At 45.4% G+C, this 17229-nt stretch carries 16 protein-coding genes and 1 riboswitch; of the genes, 11 read left to right on the top strand and 5 right to left on the bottom strand.

Annotated elements, in window-relative coordinates; genetic code table 11:
• The first annotated feature begins 27 nt into the window (after positions 1-27).
• Positions 28-870: a rhomboid family intramembrane serine protease GlpG gene (gene glpG, locus R7041_RS19070; protein WP_025768168.1), complete on the top strand. Its 843-nt coding sequence runs from the start codon at positions 28-30 to the stop codon at positions 868-870.
• Between the two features lie 62 nt (positions 871-932).
• On the opposite strand, the gene R7041_RS19065 is transcribed toward glpG, so the two are convergent.
• Positions 933-1343, bottom strand: coding sequence for a flagellar basal body-associated protein FliL (locus R7041_RS19065; protein ID WP_005378687.1), 411 nt, complete (start codon positions 1341-1343; stop codon positions 933-935).
• A 161-nt stretch (positions 1344-1504) separates the two neighbouring features.
• Here R7041_RS19065 and R7041_RS19060 point away from each other — a divergent pair, with 161 nt between their 5' ends.
• Both R7041_RS19060 and ubiA read left to right on the top strand, forming a co-directional pair.
• Complete coding sequence (locus tag R7041_RS19060) at positions 1505-2044, top strand: chorismate lyase (RefSeq protein WP_005378686.1); 540 nt, start codon at positions 1505-1507, stop codon at positions 2042-2044.
• Positions 2045-2899 carry a 4-hydroxybenzoate octaprenyltransferase gene (gene ubiA / locus R7041_RS19055; protein ID WP_025768169.1) on the top strand — a complete coding sequence of 285 codons (855 nt, stop codon included), beginning with the start codon at positions 2045-2047 and terminating at the stop codon, positions 2897-2899. It abuts the gene before it with no gap.
• A 64-nt stretch (positions 2900-2963) separates the two neighbouring features.
• Here ubiA and plsB read toward each other — a convergent pair whose 3' ends face one another.
• Positions 2964-5390: a glycerol-3-phosphate 1-O-acyltransferase PlsB gene (plsB, locus tag R7041_RS19050; RefSeq protein WP_053307422.1), complete on the bottom strand. Its 2427-nt coding sequence runs from the start codon at positions 5388-5390 to the stop codon at positions 2964-2966.
• 368 nt (positions 5391-5758) lie between these two features.
• Here plsB and lexA point away from each other — a divergent pair, with 368 nt between their 5' ends.
• From lexA to dinF, 3 genes are all read left to right on the top strand, one after another.
• Complete coding sequence (lexA, locus tag R7041_RS19045; protein WP_005378682.1) at positions 5759-6379, top strand: transcriptional repressor LexA; 621 nt, start codon at positions 5759-5761, stop codon at positions 6377-6379.
• 184 nt (positions 6380-6563) lie between these two features.
• Positions 6564-7358, top strand: coding sequence for a class I SAM-dependent methyltransferase (locus R7041_RS19040; RefSeq protein ID WP_005378679.1), 795 nt, complete (start codon positions 6564-6566; stop codon positions 7356-7358).
• A 55-nt stretch (positions 7359-7413) separates the two neighbouring features.
• Positions 7414-8763 carry an MATE family efflux transporter DinF gene (gene dinF / locus R7041_RS19035; RefSeq protein WP_054579651.1) on the top strand — a complete coding sequence of 450 codons (1350 nt, stop codon included), beginning with the start codon at positions 7414-7416 and terminating at the stop codon, positions 8761-8763.
• Positions 8764-8820: 57 nt separating this feature from the next.
• Here dinF and sthA read toward each other — a convergent pair whose 3' ends face one another.
• Positions 8821-10251 (bottom strand): Si-specific NAD(P)(+) transhydrogenase, encoded by a 1431-nt coding sequence (gene sthA / locus R7041_RS19030; RefSeq protein ID WP_132937312.1) that lies wholly within the window; start codon positions 10249-10251, stop codon positions 8821-8823.
• 263 nt (positions 10252-10514) lie between these two features.
• On the opposite strand from sthA, the gene fabR reads away from it, so the two are divergent.
• Both fabR and R7041_RS19020 read left to right on the top strand, forming a co-directional pair.
• The gene (gene fabR / locus R7041_RS19025) at positions 10515-11156 is read left to right on the top strand and encodes an HTH-type transcriptional repressor FabR (RefSeq protein ID WP_005378632.1); all 642 of its coding nucleotides are present in this window, start codon (positions 10515-10517) and stop codon (positions 11154-11156) included.
• Positions 11156-11521, top strand: coding sequence for a YijD family membrane protein (locus tag R7041_RS19020; RefSeq protein ID WP_005378634.1), 366 nt, complete (start codon positions 11156-11158; stop codon positions 11519-11521). Before fabR ends, R7041_RS19020 begins: the two co-directional genes overlap by 1 nt.
• A 65-nt stretch (positions 11522-11586) precedes the next feature.
• Here R7041_RS19020 and trmA read toward each other — a convergent pair whose 3' ends face one another.
• Positions 11587-12696, bottom strand: coding sequence for a tRNA (uridine(54)-C5)-methyltransferase TrmA (gene trmA, locus R7041_RS19015; protein WP_033907263.1), 1110 nt, complete (start codon positions 12694-12696; stop codon positions 11587-11589).
• A 184-nt stretch (positions 12697-12880) separates the two neighbouring features.
• Positions 12881-13081: riboswitch (cobalamin riboswitch) on the top strand.
• A gap of 55 nt (positions 13082-13136) precedes the next feature.
• On the opposite strand from trmA, the gene btuB reads away from it, so the two are divergent.
• Genes btuB through murI form a run of 3 tightly spaced genes read left to right on the top strand, consistent with a single transcriptional unit; the run spans position 13137 to position 16559 of the window.
• Positions 13137-14972, top strand: a complete 1836-nt coding sequence (btuB, locus tag R7041_RS19010) for a TonB-dependent vitamin B12 receptor (RefSeq protein WP_033907262.1) — start codon at positions 13137-13139, stop codon at positions 14970-14972.
• Positions 14973-15031: 59 nt separating this feature from the next.
• Complete coding sequence (locus tag R7041_RS19005; protein ID WP_005378675.1) at positions 15032-15724, top strand: ATPase; 693 nt, start codon at positions 15032-15034, stop codon at positions 15722-15724.
• Between the two features lie 31 nt (positions 15725-15755).
• The gene (gene murI / locus R7041_RS19000) at positions 15756-16559 is read left to right on the top strand and encodes a glutamate racemase (protein WP_053307423.1); all 804 of its coding nucleotides are present in this window, start codon (positions 15756-15758) and stop codon (positions 16557-16559) included.
• Here murI and R7041_RS18995 read toward each other — a convergent pair.
• Entirely contained in the window at positions 16522-16977 is a 456-nt protein-coding gene (locus R7041_RS18995) for an RNA-binding protein (RefSeq protein ID WP_064368848.1), read from the bottom strand. The genes murI and R7041_RS18995 overlap by 38 nt on opposite strands.
• Between the last annotated feature and the right edge of the window lie 252 nt (positions 16978-17229).

Below are 17229 nucleotides of genomic sequence, written 5' to 3'. Positions count from 1 at the left end.
AGCAGAACTACCGATAGTGAGAAGTTAATGAAGAGATTGGTAACGTTAAATAATCCACGTATGGCGCAAGCCTTTATTGATTATATGGCCTCTCGCCAAATTGACATCGAAATGATGCCAGAAGGGGATGGGCAATTTGCGCTGTGGCTGACTGATAGCCAGCATGAAATAGAAGCGGAAGCCGAACTTAAGCTGTTCCTTGCTAACCCGTCTGATTCAAAATACAGCGCCGCCTCGTGGGACGTTGCCGATACTCGTAAGAGCACATTTCATTATTCCAGCCCGAGTATCATGAGCATGGTCAAAGCGAAAGCTGGCCCCATGACTTTGCTGATCATGACAGTCTGTATCATCATCTACTTGTTACAAATGTTTGGCTTTGGCAATGGCGTGTTTAAGTTGTTGCACTTCCCGGCTTTTGAGGGGCAACAATGGCAAGTGTGGCGATGGCTAAGTCATGCGTTACTGCACTTTTCAGTAACTCACATCGTGTTTAACTTACTATGGTGGTGGCAGTTGGGTGGCGACATCGAACGTCGTCTCGGTTCCGGTAAGCTATTGCAACTCTTTGTGGTGTCGGCAGCGTTTTCAGGGGCAGGCCAGTTCTATGTTGAAGGGGCTAACTTCGGCGGCTTGTCTGGCGTGGTCTATGCACTGCTTGGTTATTTGTGGATATTGGGTTACCGCTTGCCACATTTAGGCCTTACGCTACCCAAGCCAATCATCGTCTTTATGTTGGTATGGTTAGTTCTTGGTTTTGTGCAGCCATTTATGGCGATTGCAAACACCGCTCACTTAGTTGGGCTACTGTCGGGGATGGCGATTGCGCTGTTTGATTCAGGCAAGATGAAATACCAACAGCAAGCCTAAAGCAGATGAAATGAAAAGACCGCTCAAGAGCGGTCTTTTTTATGTTCAAAACGGATTTGGGTTTATTGATAAAGGTATTTTGTAAACAACAAATCGGCAATGATGGTTTTACCTGTTTCAGGCAAAAGCGTTTCGTTGAGGGTCGTCACTAAGGTTTTGCGCAGATCTTCTCGGCCAGACAGGGACTTAATCGTATCTTCTGTTTGCTTACCCAATAATTCAATCACTGCATCGCGAATCAAAGGTTGGTGATGCTCAACAACTGATAAATCTTGTTGACTCATTACCATGATGTCGATGCGCACTTGCACATAACCTAACTTTTTGCCTTTGGTGTAAAAGTTAGTAGTGAGGTCAGGCTCTAGGGTAAAGTATGCCAACTTAGGTCCAGCTTCTTCCGTTTCAGCCCAACTTGGTGCGGCGAATAGTATGGTTAACGCAAAAATAATTTGGGCTATATAACGTTTGTACATATTTCTAACTTTTCTTTCTCTGGATCGCGATATTCGAATCGCTTCAGTCTTGATACAATGGGCCGTCTATAACAAATAACGGAACTTACGGTTACATACATTACTATGGACGGTAAGTTGTTGCTTTATTGTACGCATAAAGCCTCCAATTGAATACTAGTATGAATCAGCCAACATCACTCTATCTTGCTTCTTTATTGGAAGTAGAGTGGCAAAACCCCGAAGAATTCGAATTTCCAAATGAATTTGCCAAGCACTGGCTTGAAGAGCAAGGGTCTTTGTCACGTCGTTTAAAACAGCACTGCCAAGCGTTAACGGTAGAATTGCTACAAAATCAGATCGTCACTGCAGCGACATTAAAACAGGACGAAAGCCAGTTATTGTCCGAACAAGATTGCTTACTGAGAGAGGTAATTTTGTGCGGTGACAATAATAACTGGGTTATTGGGCGGACATTGATTCCTCGCTCAACCTTAGTTGATCAGCAGTATGATTTGGCTCAACAAGGGGATATCCCATTAGGACTAACTGTGTTCAGCGCAGATAACGTTGAGCGGGACTCTTTGCAAATGGGATGGGTAGCCGTACCAGAAGGACGTTTGTTAGCGCGACGCTCAAGGTTGTGGATGAATCACAAACCGATGCTAGTCGCCGAGTTATTCTTATCTAATTCACCAGTTTACGCTAAGGAGACAGTGTAAATGTCCGCAGAAAAAGCCAAAGCATATTGGCAACTGATGCGCATGGATCGCCCGATTGGTTCACTGTTACTGATGTGGCCAACGATTTGGGCGCTAATTATCTCAGCCCAAGGGATGCCAAGTTGGGATGTATTCATCGTATTTGTATTGGGGGTATTCCTAATGCGTAGTGCGGGGTGCGTGATTAATGATTTTGCAGATCGCAAAGTCGACGGCCATGTAAAGCGTACTAAGCAACGTCCACTGCCATCAGGGAAAGTGACAGCAAAAGAAGCGATTGGATTATTTTTGGTTTTGGGTATCAGCTCGTTTTTGTTAGTGCTGACCATGAACCCGCTGACGATTCAGCTATCCTTCGCTGGCATTGTGTTGGCGTTCATCTATCCATTTATGAAGCGTTACACTCATATTCCACAGCTATTTTTAGGCTTGGCTTTTAGCTGGGCGATTCCAATGGCGTGGGCTGCACAAACTGGGGAATTACCATTGATTGTTTGGTTTTTGTTCCTCATTAACGCTTTGTGGACCATTGCGTACGACACTCAATATGCGATGGTAGACCGAGATGATGATCTAAAGATTGGCATTAAATCGACGGCAATTCTGTTTGGTCGTCATGACAAGCTTATTATTGGTGTGTTGCAACTGATTACACTCGCGATGTTGGTTTGGTTAGGGCTGTTCTACCAATTGGGACAAAGTTACTACTGGACCCTTTTGATTGCAGCGTCGTTGTTTGTTTATCAGCAGCACTTAATTCGTCACCGTGAGCGTGAGTTGTGCTTTAAGGCTTTCCTTAACAACAATTATGTTGGCATGGTGATAGCGATAGGGTTACTGGTCGCATTTTGGTAAGCGAAGAAATAGAAAAAGGCATCCGATTGGATGCCTTTTTTCTTATTGGAAGAAGGTAAAACGGTTACGACCGAAGTTGGTGAATACTCTCTTCGATCGTCAGTTTCACTTCTGGATAAAGCAGAGTGAACAGTAGTCGTGCAAATTGCTGCGTTTTCTTCGTGTCACAGTTACCATCGTTATCGAGGTATTTTTGCTGTTTGAGCGTATTGAACATGGCGGTAAACACACCTTTATCGAAGAATTCTGGCGCATTAATACCGTGCAAACGCCCTAGGCGCTGAGCAATATCTTGGCTCTTCTGCTCTAGGTCCGATTTACCCAGCTCAGGGTAAGCAACAAGCAAGTTCATCGCGATAGAGTAGCGTTGCAGCGTTTCAGTTATCGTACGACCTAGCAGAACCAAAGGCTGGTTGTTCGATTGATTGATTTCCAGCTTATCACCATCAAGACTAATCATTTTCTGATCGGCAAATTCATGCAGTGTTTTAACGACCAATTCATCCAACTCGTCTTCTTGGTAACTTAAGAACAGCTCTTTCTTCAAGAATGGGTAGATTTGCGCGACATTAGCTTGAATCTTGGCTACCGAAAGGTTGCGCTGACGAATGAGCATTTGGGCAATTAATGACGGCAGAGCGAACAAGTGAATGATGTTGTTGCGATAGTAAGTCATCAGGATCGATTGGCTACGGTCCAGCGAAATGATGTCACCCATGCTATCGGTTTCAATCACGAACTTATCAAGCGAAATTGCATGATCAACCAACTCCTCAGCACTTTCGGTAGGGATAGTGGAGGTGCTTGAGTACGGATTATTTTTGAGTAGCTTTAAGTAACACTCGATCTGATTGATCAGCGAGTCACGAGAAAGTGCACGTTGACGAGAAGCAAGCAGTGCGGTTGCACACAAGGTCAACGCGTTTGCTGCCGCCGCATCATTGATGTGCGTCATCATCTTATTAGCAAGGTCGTTGACCACAGGATTCATCCATTGTGGTTTGTTACCACCCATGCTGTCGATGTCTTTCGTCCACTCAGGAGCATGCTCGTTCAAGTATTGGTTGAGCTGAATTGGCTCACCGAAGTTCACATAGCCCAAACCAAAGTTACGCAGTTTACGCAGAGTACGCAGTACAAGCCCTGCGTTTTCTTTCTCTTTGCGTTTGCCACGCAGCTCTTTCGCGTAAGTGCCTACTTCCATTACGTGCTCGTAACCGATGTAGACCGGCACTAGTGTTACTGGGCGGTTTAGACCACGTAGCATTGCTTGGATGGTCATAGCCAGCATACCCGTTTTCGCTTGCAGTAAGCGACCTGTACGTGAACGACCACCCTCACTGAAGTACTCGACTGAATAGCCTTTGGCAAACAGCTCAGCTAGATACTCACGGAAAATGGTTGAGTACAGTTTGTTGCCTTTAAAACTACGACGAATAAAGAACGCCCCACCACGACGGAAAAGAGGACCGGCCGGGAAGAAGTTCAAGTTAATGCCTGCCGCAATGTGCGGAGGTACCATTCCTTCATGGTATAAAACATAAGACAAAAGCAGGTAGTCCATGTGACTACGGTGACAAGGAACGTACACAATTTCGTGGCCGTCTTGCGCTAAACGACGCACAGTCGAGGCGTTATTGATGTGCAAACCTTGGTATAGTTTTGTCCATAACCAACTCAGGATGCGGTCGCCGTTTTTCACCAGACTATAGGAGAAGTCGGCAGCGATTTCATCCATGATGTCGTGGGCTTCTTTACGTGCCTTATCAATCGAGATGTTTTTGCTCTTGGCTTCGTCAGCAATCGCCAGTTCAATAGCTGGAGACTTTAGTAAACGAGCAAACAACACTTGGCGTTGTGGCAGGTTTGGGCCTGAAGCAGCCAGTTTCTGGCGTGAGAAGTGGATACGCGCCACGCGAGCCAGTTTGTGCGCAATTGCGCTGTCGGTACCGTGGGAGTCTGCCATATAACGCAGAGATACCACGGGACTAAAGCGAACTAAGCAGTCGCGTCCCGCCGCCATTACCGCTTTGGCTTTTTGCGGACCATTCATCGGTTGAAGGTAAGGCTTTTGGTTCTCTTCTTTACCTGGCTTACGACCCCAAAGCACGGTTGCAGGGATCATTTGAACATCCAACTCACTATCCAGCTTGTGCAGTTCCAGTAAGTCAGTGAACAGAGAGACAGAATCGGTTGGGACATCATTATCGTTGTTCATCACAGTTGGACGCGCAGCGATAAAGACGAAACGGTTCAGCGTTTTGCCATTGATTTCCAGCGGGCTGAGCGGGTCGGGTAGACCAAGGCTCATGGCTTGTTTTTGCAGTGTCAGCAAATCCACGTTCGAGCGGAACGGCAGGGCATATACAATCGGTTTAGTTAGGTCGATGTTCAGATCTTCAATCGGATTCGACGGGATTGTGGTGCCCTTTACCAGTACCGATAAAGGTAGTTTTAGTAATGAACGTGAAAATGATTGTCCAGAAGACATAAAGTTCACAGCCTCAATAGGTATTCAAACAGGCCTAACCTTATTTCAGTTTCCGCTTTGCATGTCTTCTCTATAAAAAGAGATGAGTACGGCAATAGAAATAAGCCTAGGCGATAAAATTTAAGCGCTGCAAGGATACCAGAAACTGGTCAAACCTTTTAATTTTATTGGCTGTAAATTAGTCGAATCCCTAAGTTATTGCTTTGACTTGATTAACTGAAAAGTCGGTGTTTTAAACGAATAAAGAATGAACTTAATTGGTAAGCTGAAAGCTCCCCACAAATAAATTAAAAAACAACCAATTGGGTTTTCATTTGAGCATTTACTGGATATACTCACAGTTAACTGTATAAAAAGACAGGTGAGACATGAAGCCGTTAACGCCACGCCAACAACAAGTCTTCGATTTGATTAAAAGTAAAATCGACGACACCGGAATGCCACCAACTCGTGCAGAGATTGCGCGTGAGCTTGGCTTCCGCTCTGCGAATGCCGCAGAGGAACACCTAAAAGCGCTTGCTCGTAAGCAAGCAATTGAAATTATTCCAGGCGCTTCTCGTGGGATTCGTATCCTGCTTGAAGACGCAGCCAATGATGAGCAGGGTTTGCCTTTGATTGGTCAAGTCGCAGCGGGTGAGCCAATCTTGGCTCAAGAGCACGTAGAGGCGCACTACCAAGTCGATCCTGCGATGTTCAAACCGCAAGCGGATTTCTTACTTCGTGTAAATGGCGAGAGTATGAAAGACATCGGGATTATGGATGGCGATCTGCTCGCGGTGCATAAAACCCAAGACGTGAGAGACGGTCAAGTTGTCGTTGCGCGTGTTGATGATGATGTGACTGTGAAGCGTTTGGAGCGCAAAGGTTCAACCATATTACTGCATGCTGAGAATGAAGAGTTTGCCCCAATTCAAGTGGACTTAACGTCTCAGCACCTTACGATTGAAGGCTTAGCCGTTGGTATTATTCGCAATACCGATTGGATGTAAGTGTGTTTAAGCAGCCCAGTTCATCTGGGCTGTTTTGTCTTTTCTCTTTTTCTACTTCCTCCAAAAGCTTGCTCATCATCTTGACCTTGTTTGTTTTGACCAATTTATAAGCTTGATAATGTAATTGATATTCATTATCATCTTTATTAATGTCTATGTTTTCTCTCTGGCGCAGGAAATGCCCATGTCTCAGTCTAAACATCAAGTTCCTAACCATTTATTAAAGCCACTGTTATTGCGTAGCCGTGAAAGCATGGTCGACAATGGCTTGGTGTACGATCCGATAGCTGCTAAAGCGTGTTTGAGCTGTAAGATGGCGCCGGATTGTTTGAGTGGTGATATTGCGCAGAAGCAATTGCTGCACGTGACGCTGACTCAGCTTTGTGACCAGCAGGTTAGTCACTTCTTACAGCAGTATCCCGATGCTTGGATAATCAATGTCGGAGCGGGGTTGGATACCCGCTTTTATCGTTTGGATAATGGACGCTGCCATTGGATAGAGCTGGATGTGACGGAAAATTTGGTATGGCGTCAGCGTTTGTTCCACAAAAATGAACGTTATGAACATCGCTGTGGCAGTGTGGATGAAATGTCGTGGCTAGAGACGTTAGCCATTCCAGAGCAAGCACCGGTACTCATTTTATGTGAAATGGCACTGCTCGATTGCACAGAGCGTCAAGTCGCGAAATTTATTCAAACCTTAGGTCGACATTTTGTTTCTGCTGAACTGTGTATGGTGCTGGCAGGAGATTTAACGGAAACCAAGTGGGGACAAAAGCTTGGCTCTGATCGTTATGCTCATGGCTTTGAAGCGCCTGCAGCACAGATATTGCAATGGTTACCATGGGCACAGTGGGTGAAAGCTTTCTCGCCATTCGATAGATTCTGTTCTCGTTGGAAAGCTTGGCAGCGTTGGCTTAATAAGATTCCAATGTTGAAGCATCGCCTCACGCCAGTACTCGTTCATATCAAGTGGTAATTGGCTAGTCGTTAAGCGCTCAGGTACACTCGTCGATCTTACTGATGAGGTGCCTGTGACAAATTCAATCTTCTCTCCTTTATCTAACCCAAAAGTTCATCGCCAAGTCTTAGCTTTAGCGATACCTATGGTGCTGTCGAATATTACTGTTCCATTGCTCGGTTTGGTCGATGCTGCGGTGATTGGTCATCTAGACCACGCTTGGTATTTGGGCGGTGTTGCGTTGGGCAGTACCATGATCAGCGTGACATTTTGGCTGCTTGGTTTTTTGCGTATGTCGACTACTGGGTTGGCGGCGCAGTCCTATGGCGGTGAAGACCGAAAGCAACTTGCCTTAGTGTTCATGCAAGGCTCACTTATGGCGCTGCTGTTTGCGTTAGTCTTCCTTATTGCCCATAACCCGATTGCTGATTTGATCTTTGGTTGGAGTGACGCCAGTGCTGAAGTGAAGCACTACGGCATGCAATATTTCTCTATCCGAGTGTGGAGTGCCCCCGCTGCGCTAATGAACTTTGTGTTGTTGGGGTGGCTGCTCGGAACGCAAAATTCCAAAGCACCAATGTGGATGGTGATCATCACTAACGTGACGAATATTGTCCTCGATTTGTTGTTTGTGATTGGTTTGGGGTGGAAAGTAGAAGGCGCTGCACTGGCATCCGTGATTGCTGACTACTCAGGCATGGGTTTTGGTCTCATGTGTGTCTGGAAAACCTGGCGAGAGAGGCAATTACCATCACCTCAAAAGTTGCTAACCAGCACTCAACACGGTTTAGGGCGATTCGTGAAATTGAATCGTGATATTTTCTTACGCTCTTTGTGTCTGCAAGCGGCCTTTAGCTTTATGACGTTCCAAGGTGCGAGCTTTGGTGATGAGGTTGTCGCTGCAAATGCGGTTCTGATGAGCTTCCTGATGATTATCTCGTATGGCATGGATGGCTTTGCTTACGCAATGGAGGCCATGGTCGGGAAGGCGATTGGTGCCAAAGATAGGCAACAATTGAGTGCATCGCTTGTCGGCACTTTCTTTTGGAGTTTGGTTATTTGCTTAGGACTGACCGCGCTCTTTGGTTTGGCGGGATCGCAGTTGATCGCCATGATCACTTCAATTGAGGTGGTACAACAGCAAGCAGCGGTGTATCTACCTTGGCTGGTGGTGATGCCACTTGCGTCGATGTGGTGCTTTCTATTGGATGGCATTTTTGTCGGTGCAACCAAAGGCAAAGACATGCGCAATAGTATGTTTGTCGCGACCAGCAGCTTCTTCGTTGTCTTTTACTTATTCGCCGAGTGGGAAAATCACGCGCTGTGGTTTGCAATGACGAGCTTTATGTTGATGCGGGGTATTGGTTTAGGGGTTATCTTTCTCTACCAATGGCACAAGGATACCTTCCTAGCACAATGTTGATATAAAAACAGCAGGTCCAAGCCTGCTGTTTTTCTGTCTGCTATCAAGAAGCATAGATTAGAACAAGCGGTTCAAACCATTCAACGCAGCGACACGATACGCTTCGGCCATTGTTGGATAGTTGAAGGTGGTATTGACGAAATACTCGATGGTATTCGCTGAGCCTTTTTGCTCCATAATGGCTTGACCGATGTGGATAATTTCCGCGGCACGTTCGCCAAAACAGTGAATCCCTAAAATTTCTTTGGTTTCACGATGGAACAATATCTTCAAGCTACCGATGTCTTTTCCTGCGATCTGTGCACGAGCTAGATGCTTGAACGAAGAGCGTCCTACTTCATACGGTACTTTCGCAGCTGTTAGCTCTTGCTCGGTTTTACCCACAGAGCTAATCTCTGGGATGGTGTAGATACCCGTTGGAATATCATCAATCAGGTAGTTTTCTGCCTGACCTTTCGTAATGGCTTGTGCGACAAATCGCCCTTGGTCATAAGCGGCGCTTGCAAGGCTAGGGTAACCGATGACATCGCCTACAGCATAAATGTGTTCGATATCGGTTTGGTAGTTACGGTTTACTTTTAGTTGTCCGCGAGAGTCCGCTTCCAGACCCACTGCACCCAAATTCAACTTATCGGTGTTACCTGTTCGACCATTCGCATACAACAAGCAGTCTGCCTTCATCTTCTTGCCAGATTGTAGGTGAATAATCACGCCATCTTCTGTGCCTTCGATTTTTTCATAGGTCTCATCATTACGAATTACCACACCGCTGTTCCAGAAGTGGTAAGACAGCGCATCTGACACTTCGTTATCCAAAAACTCCAACAAGCGGTCGCGGGTATTGATAAGGTCGGTTTTCACTCCAAGGCCGCGGAAGATAGAAGCGTATTCACAACCGATAACGCCCGCACCGTAAATGATGATATGGCGAGGGTCGTGTTTCAGGCTCAAAATGGAATCACTGTCGTAGATGCGCTCATGCAAGAAATCTACGTCGTCAGGCTGATACGGGCGAGAACCCGTCGCGATGACAAACTTATCCGCAGAATAGATTTCTTCTGTACCGTCGCTTTGCATCACTGCAATTGAGTAGTTATCGATAAATCGCGCGGTTCCGAACAAAAGTGTGCATGAGTTACGGTCATAAAAGCCCTGACGAAGTCGAGTTTGCTTATCAATGACCGATTTAGCATGACCTAAAATGTCAGAAAATGTTGCATGAACGCTGGTGTTGTTTCGACAAAATAGCGGGTTGCTATTAAATTCGATGATGCGGCTAACGGCATGACGCAGTGCTTTTGATGGAATAGTACCCCAGTGAGTACAACCGCCACCGACACTGCTTTCTTTCTCGACAATGGCAACATTCAGTCCCGCTTTGGTTAATCCCATTGCAGCCCCTTCTCCGCCAGGGCCACTACCGATTACGATCACGTCATAGTGATTAACATGCGCCATGATGCCTTCCTTGTTATATTTGCTTAACATTGCTTTAGCGCGATTTTAACTCATTTACTCTATTGGTACACGTCATGCCTGTTAGAGAGTGGAAGTGATCACGCAGAATCGACCAAAAGGGTGATTTGGTATGTTGTATGTCTATAAATTGCATCGAGAACATTGCAATTAGATGCATGCCAATAGTAACGTTCTCGGCGCTCAGAGCGAGCGAAGCAACATATCTTTCTCCGTAGGAGCAAATTGCGTTATATTGAGGCTCTTGTACCCTACAGAAAAAGAGCAAGTTAAGAATGAAATCGATGGGAATCCGCGCACAGCAAAAAGAGAAGACACGTCGATCATTGATCGATGCGGCATTTAGTCAATTAAGTGCGGATCGCAGCTTTTCCAGCCTTAGCTTGCGAGAAGTCGCCCGAGAGGCAGGGATTGCACCGACTTCTTTTTACCGCCACTTCAAAGATATGGATGAGCTAGGCTTAACCATGGTTGATGAAGGCGGTTTGCTACTACGCCAACTGATGCGTCAGGCGCGTCAACGTATTGTGAAAGAAGGTAGCGTAATTCGTACCTCGGTCGAAACCTTTATGGAATTCATTGAAAGTAGTCCGAACGTTTTTCGTTTGTTGTTGCGTGAGCGCTCCGGCACTTCTGCTGAATTTCGTACCGCTGTTGCTCGAGAAATCCAGCATTTTGCGGCAGAATTAACCGAGTATTTAATGAGCACCGGCGTGACCAGAGAAGAGGCGTATACTCAAGCAGAAGCGTCTGTGACTTTGGTTTTCAGTTCGGGGGCTGAAGCTTTAGATTTAGATCGACGTGAGCGCGATGAACTCGCCGAGCGATTGATCATGCAATTGCGAATGATAGCCAAAGGGGCCTATTGGTATCGCAAAGAACGTGAACGTAACCGATTAAAAGGCGGGATAGAATAATGTCGAATGGAAATAAATCTGAAAAGAAAACGCTGATTTTGGCACTGGTTGCAGGTATGTGTGGTGATGCTTTGTTGTCATGGTTGACCATGAGTGAAGTGTCTTTTTCAATCTTCCCATTGATTGCACTCGTACTGGCTGTACAAGCTCTTTACCAAGAGTACCTAAATAATCCGGTATCAGAAGATATCCCATTAGTTGGCTTGGCGTGTTTCTTCGTAGGTGCGTTTGGTCACTCTGCGTTTATTAAAGCGCAATACCCAGAAGCAGGCTCAAACTTCTTCGCGATCATGGTTTCAATGATCTTACTCGCATGGATTGGTAAGAAGCTAGGTTTTGTCAGCAAGAAGACTTCTGCGGAATAAGCAAACGAATCAAATTAAAAAAAGCGAGCCATTGAGCTCGCTTTTTTTTGTCTGAAGCTGGTGGACTAAGCTTTACGTTCCAATAGCACGCCAGCTTCCATGTGGTGGGTATAAGGGAATTGGTCAAACAGAGCAAAACGCGTCACGTTGTGTGTTTCGCATAGAATGTCCAAGTTCTCTTTTAGAGTCTCAGGGTTACAAGAGATGTACATGATGCGCTCGTAACCTTGCACCATTTTACAAGTATCGACATCCATCCCAGCACGTGGTGGATCGACAAAAATCGTGTTGCAGTTGTAGCTCTTCAGATCCACACCTGCATCTTGTAGACGACGGAATTCACGCTTACCTTCGATCGCTTGAGTAAATTCCTCTGCCGATAGACGTAAGATTTGTACGTTATCAATCTTATTGGCGGCGATGTTGTACTGTGCAGATACCACAGATGGCTTCGCTAGCTCAGTTGCCAGTACGCGGTCGAAATTCTGTGCCAACGCCAGCGAGAAGTTACCGTTACCACAGTAAAGCTCTAGTAGGTCGCCAGTGCTTTCTTGGGTACAGTCGACCGCCCATTCCAGCATCTTCTCTGCGACTTTGCCGTTCGGCTGAGTGAAGCTGTTCTCTACTTGTTGGTAGATGTAGCTTTGACCATTTACATCGAGCTTCTCGATAACGTAGTCTCGGTCTAGGACAATCTTCATCTTACGAGCGCGACCAATGATGTTTAGGTTAAAGCCTTCATCATTTAAACGCTGTTTAAGGGCTTTCGCGTTTTCAATCCACTCTTCATCAAGTTGGCGATGGTAAAGGAGTGAAACCAGAATCTCACCACTTAGCGTCGATAGGAAATCCACTTGGAACAGTTTACGACGTAGTGAGTCGTTGTCTTTCATCGCTTCAACCAATAGCGGCATCAGGTCGTTGATCAGACGGCTTGCTGCAGGGAATTGGTCAACACGGTACTTCTCACGAGTTTCTTGGTTGAACATGATGTAGTAAAGATCTTCGCCTTCATGCCAAACACGGAACTCAGCACGCATGCGGTAGTGCTGCTCTGGTGATTCAAACACTTCCAGTTCTGGCATGTTGTATGGCGCGAACATATCCGTGAGACGTTCGACTTTTTCAGCCAGTTGTTCTTGGTAGCGTTGTGGGTTTACATCAAGAGTAGCCATGATCTTACCTTTTATGGTGCATTCAATTTAAGAGCGCAGATTTTATTCAATCTCAATAGGATGTCCAGTTTTGTACTGGAATTGATTTAAAGATAGTGCGTACAGGCAGAGTAGAAAGCAAAATCAATCAAAACGTTACAACTTCTAAGGGCAATATTGGCTGGACAAATAATCAATAGCTGAATAATATTTGCCTCAAGTTGGTGCTATCTAGCAATCTAGATGGCTGAAATGGGAATCTGGTGTGAATCCAGAACTGACGCGCAGCGGTAAAAGAGAACGAACGCTCATCAGACACTGCATTAGTTTATGTGGGAAGTCGAGCAAGTAGGCGGTACACCCGTGCTCTTGAGTCCGAATACCTGCCAACAACTGAGCCACAGCACTGGACTGTCATGATGACAGGGCTCGGAAGGAATTACGCGATTTAGGACAATACAATGAGAAAATCCGCACTGGCGATCACTTTGGCATCGCTGCTTTCACCTGTCTCTTATCTACAGGCCCAAGAAACCTCCACTGACGAAACCATCGTTGTTACGGCAAACCGTTTTGAGCAAGCCGAAAGCCGTACGTTGGCAGATGTCGAAGTAGTTACTCGACAAGACATCGATCGCATTCAAGCGAAAACCCTACCAGATGTATTGCGTCGCCTTACCGGGATTCAAGTTTCACAAAATGGTGGTCGTGGTCAGCTAGCGTCTTTATTTGTTCGTGGAACCAGTTCCGACCAAGTTTTAGTACTGGTTGATGGCGTACGTTTTGCACGAGCAGCGAAGGGCGCTGTGGACTTTAACCAAATCCCACTTACTTACGTTCAACGTATTGAGTACGTGCGTGGTGCGCGTGCGTCACTTTACGGCTCAGAAGCGATTGGTGGCGTGATCAATATCATCACCATTGCGCGTGCTGACGAAGAAGGAACGAAGTTAAGTGCGGGTTTAGGCAGCTTAGATTACCAGGAATTGAGTGTGGCATCTGGTATTAAAGTCACAGAGAGCGGCCAGCTAAATATCGCGCTTGGTAGTGAAAGTGATGATGGTTATAACGTTCGTCCTGTACCGGGAGTTAATGACGGTGATCGCCATGGCTTTGATACAAAGAATGGTCTGCTAGGTTACGTGCATAACTTCAATGATCAGTGGTCTGCATTTGGTAACCTACGTGCTTACGAAAATGTTTATCAATATGACAGCAGCTACGGCAGTCGCGGTTACTACGAAGCAGAAAAAGACGATCTTTCTGTCACTCTGGGCGGTAAGTATCAGTCTGATAATGTAATGTCAGAACTACAAGTAACGGCACAGAAACAGAAGTCTTGGAACTATGAGCAAGCAAAAGGCAAACACTCAGGTACTAAAGATGAACTTGAGCAGCAAAATGTCCAGTGGACCAACAGTTACTTGCTAAACAACAATACGACGTTGGCTGGTGGTATTGATTGGCGTAATGAGTCTTATAAAGACAAGAGTGCGAATAAAACGTTTGATCGTACCAATGGCGCTCTGTTTGGTATGGCAACGACTAGTATTGATAAAGCAATGCTTGAGGGCAGTGCTCGCCTTGATGATAACGAAGAATACGGTAGTGAGTTCACTTACAGTTTAGCGGCTGGTTACCAATTTGTGCCAGAGTTTGGGGTTAAAGCTTCTTTTGGTACTGCGTTTAAGGCTCCAAACCTATATCAACAGTATGACCCAACATACGGTGAGAAAGATCTGAAGCCGGAAGAGTCAGATGCTTGGGAGTTAGCATTCAGCGGTGATGTCCAAGGCGTTTTTTGGTCCGTAACGGGTTATGACTATAAAATCACGAATCTTATCGATTACCATCCAACCACATACAAATATTTGAATGTCGATGGTGAAACACATATCCAAGGTGTGGAGCTTGTTGCTGAGTTTGATACAGGGATTGTGCAGCACCAGTTGAGTGCAGATTACAAAGATGCTGAAGACGATAAAGGGCATCAGTTGCAGCGCCGCGCTAAAGAAATGTATAAGTGGAATGCTTTAGTGAGCTTCGATAAAGTGGATTGGTCGGTTAGCTATCAGTACGTCGGTAAGCGTCCAGATGTGGATTACAGCACTTGGCCTTCACAAGATATTACACTTTCTTCTTACTCGTTGGTTGATACGGCGGTGACTTACTATCCGAATGAGTCGACCTCTATTAGCGCTCGTATCGATAATCTACTTGATGAAGAGTATGAGATGGCAAAAGGTTACCCTGCTGCAGAGCGAGCGTACTATCTCAACGTTGGCTACGAATTCTAATCGTGAATGAGCACAAACCGCCTTCGGGCGGTTTTTAATATTTTGTGGTGGAAAATCGAATGAAGAAACCCAAGCGAGTGGTGATCAGTTGGTCCAGCGGTAAAGATTCGACATTAACGCTTGAGCGCCTTAACGAGAATCCAAATTATCAAGTTGTCGGTTTGTACACGACTTACGTAGGGAAAGAAGTCCCTTTCCAAGCAACTCCGCTTGAAGTCGTACAAATGCAAGCAGACTTACTTGCGCTTCCGCTAATTACTATCGAGCTACCTGAAATCTTTCCAAGTAATGACATTTATCAATCGACCATCGTTAATGCATTACAAAGTAGTGGTCTGAACATAGAAGCTGTCGCATTTGGTGATATGTTTTGTAATGGCATTGCCGATTACCGACGCAGCTATATTGAACCTGTTGGCTGGGAATGCGTCTTTCCTCTATTAGGGGAGAGCAGCGAAAAACTAGCGATGGAAATCATAGAGCGTGGTATTCAAACTATGTTAATCACCATCGACGGAAGAGTTCTCCCTCCAGAATGGTGTGGTCGCTGGTATGACAAAGCCCTAATAGAGTCATTACCAAGTCAAATTGATCCCTGTGGGGAAAATGGTGAATTTCACACATTGGTCACGTCTTCGCCATCTTTTCAAGGACATATCGAGTTGACGAAGCGAGATGTAGAATCTGGAGATAGATTCAGCCATCAAAGATACCATGCTAAAGCATTGCCAAAACAAATCTACGCAGTATGATCGCAACGTTTCTGTTCTTTAGGTAAGGCTCGTGCGAGTAGCAAGTAAGAAAAAAGTCCTAGTTTTTGACTCCGGTGTTGGTGGCCTTTCTGTATTCCAAGAGATACATCGCCTATTGCCCCAGCTAGACTACTTATACTTATTCGATAATCAGGCTTACCCTTATGGTGAACTCGATCAGGCTGTACTCATTTCACGAGTTAACCGACTGGTCTCTTCATTAGTCGAAGAACACCAAGTCGACATTGTTGTCATTGCTTGCAACACGGCGAGCACCATAGTGCTTCCTTCCTTACGCGAAAACTTATCGATTCCCGTTGTTGGTGTTGTCCCTGCGATTAAACCCGCATCGCTTTTAGCATCAAAAGGGGTAGGGCTGATCGCCACTCCGGCGACAGTAACACGCCAATATACTCACGAGTTAATACGGGACTTTGCGCAAGGCAAACCAGTTGAGCTGGTGGGATCAACTCGCTTGGTAGATATGGCCGAAGAGAAGTTGCGAGGCAACAGCGTTTCTCTCGACGAACTGACAAATATCCTGCTTCCCCTTCGCGATAAAGTCGATGTTGCGGTGCTCGGTTGTACTCACTTCCCTTTAATCAAAGAGGAGATTCATCAAGCTTTGGGTGGAGACGTTACTTTAATTGATTCAGGCGCAGCGATTGCACGTCGAGTAAAAGCATTGCTATTAAGTGATGAAATTGAGGATACAGAAGAGGGAAGTAAGTCGATTTATGCCAGTGCAACTCCTTGGCAGGAAGATGCACTGAACATTTGTTTAAAGAAGCTAGGTTTTAATCCTGTTCAGGTTTACCACCATCCGGATGTTTAGGATCGTTCGCAATTCTAACTTTTAGCGTTCTTTCCATATATTCCTTTTCATTAAGTTTAGCGATAGCTGGCTTGGCATCTGCCGCAGCCATCACGACAAAACCAAACCCTCTTCTTTTTCCAGTGCGCTTATCTTTCATTAAACGTACTGCATAGACCTGTCCATATTCAGCAAACAAATCGCGAACATGACTCTCATTGGCCTTATAAGGAAGGTTGCCGACATACAGCGTTTTAGTTGAAGGATCAGGATCCGAAGATTGAAGAACAGGTGTTTTGCTAGAAAATGAAAAAAGAAAAGCAGTAGCGATAACACCAATGAGGAAGCTCAAGGCTGGTGGGATGATGAGTTGAGAGAAGATGATTCCCCCAACGATGGCCAGCCCAACACATAAAATCAGATTTTTTTTAGACGTCATTTTAATTACTACACATAGTGATAAAGAGATCGATTGTCCATTAACAGAATAGACACATGAATCTTACGTATATGGTTGGTGTTTTTCCAACCAATTGCTGTGATATGTCTCAAATGTGACGAAGAAATATGCAAATATCGCACTTTTGGCTAATTTGTGACCGATTGGTTTTTTATTTGCAAAAAACGCTTGTACTAATTTCTCAACTCCCTATACTGCGCATCCACCGACACGGAGTGAGACGAAAGTCAC

Origin of the sequence: Vibrio sp. 1751, from assembly GCF_033339895.1 — a bacterium.
Classification (GTDB): Bacteria; Pseudomonadota; Gammaproteobacteria; order Enterobacterales; family Vibrionaceae; genus Vibrio; species Vibrio alginolyticus.
The sequence above is the reverse complement of the archived record's forward strand: the minus strand, read 5'-3'. Positions and strand labels throughout refer to the sequence as shown.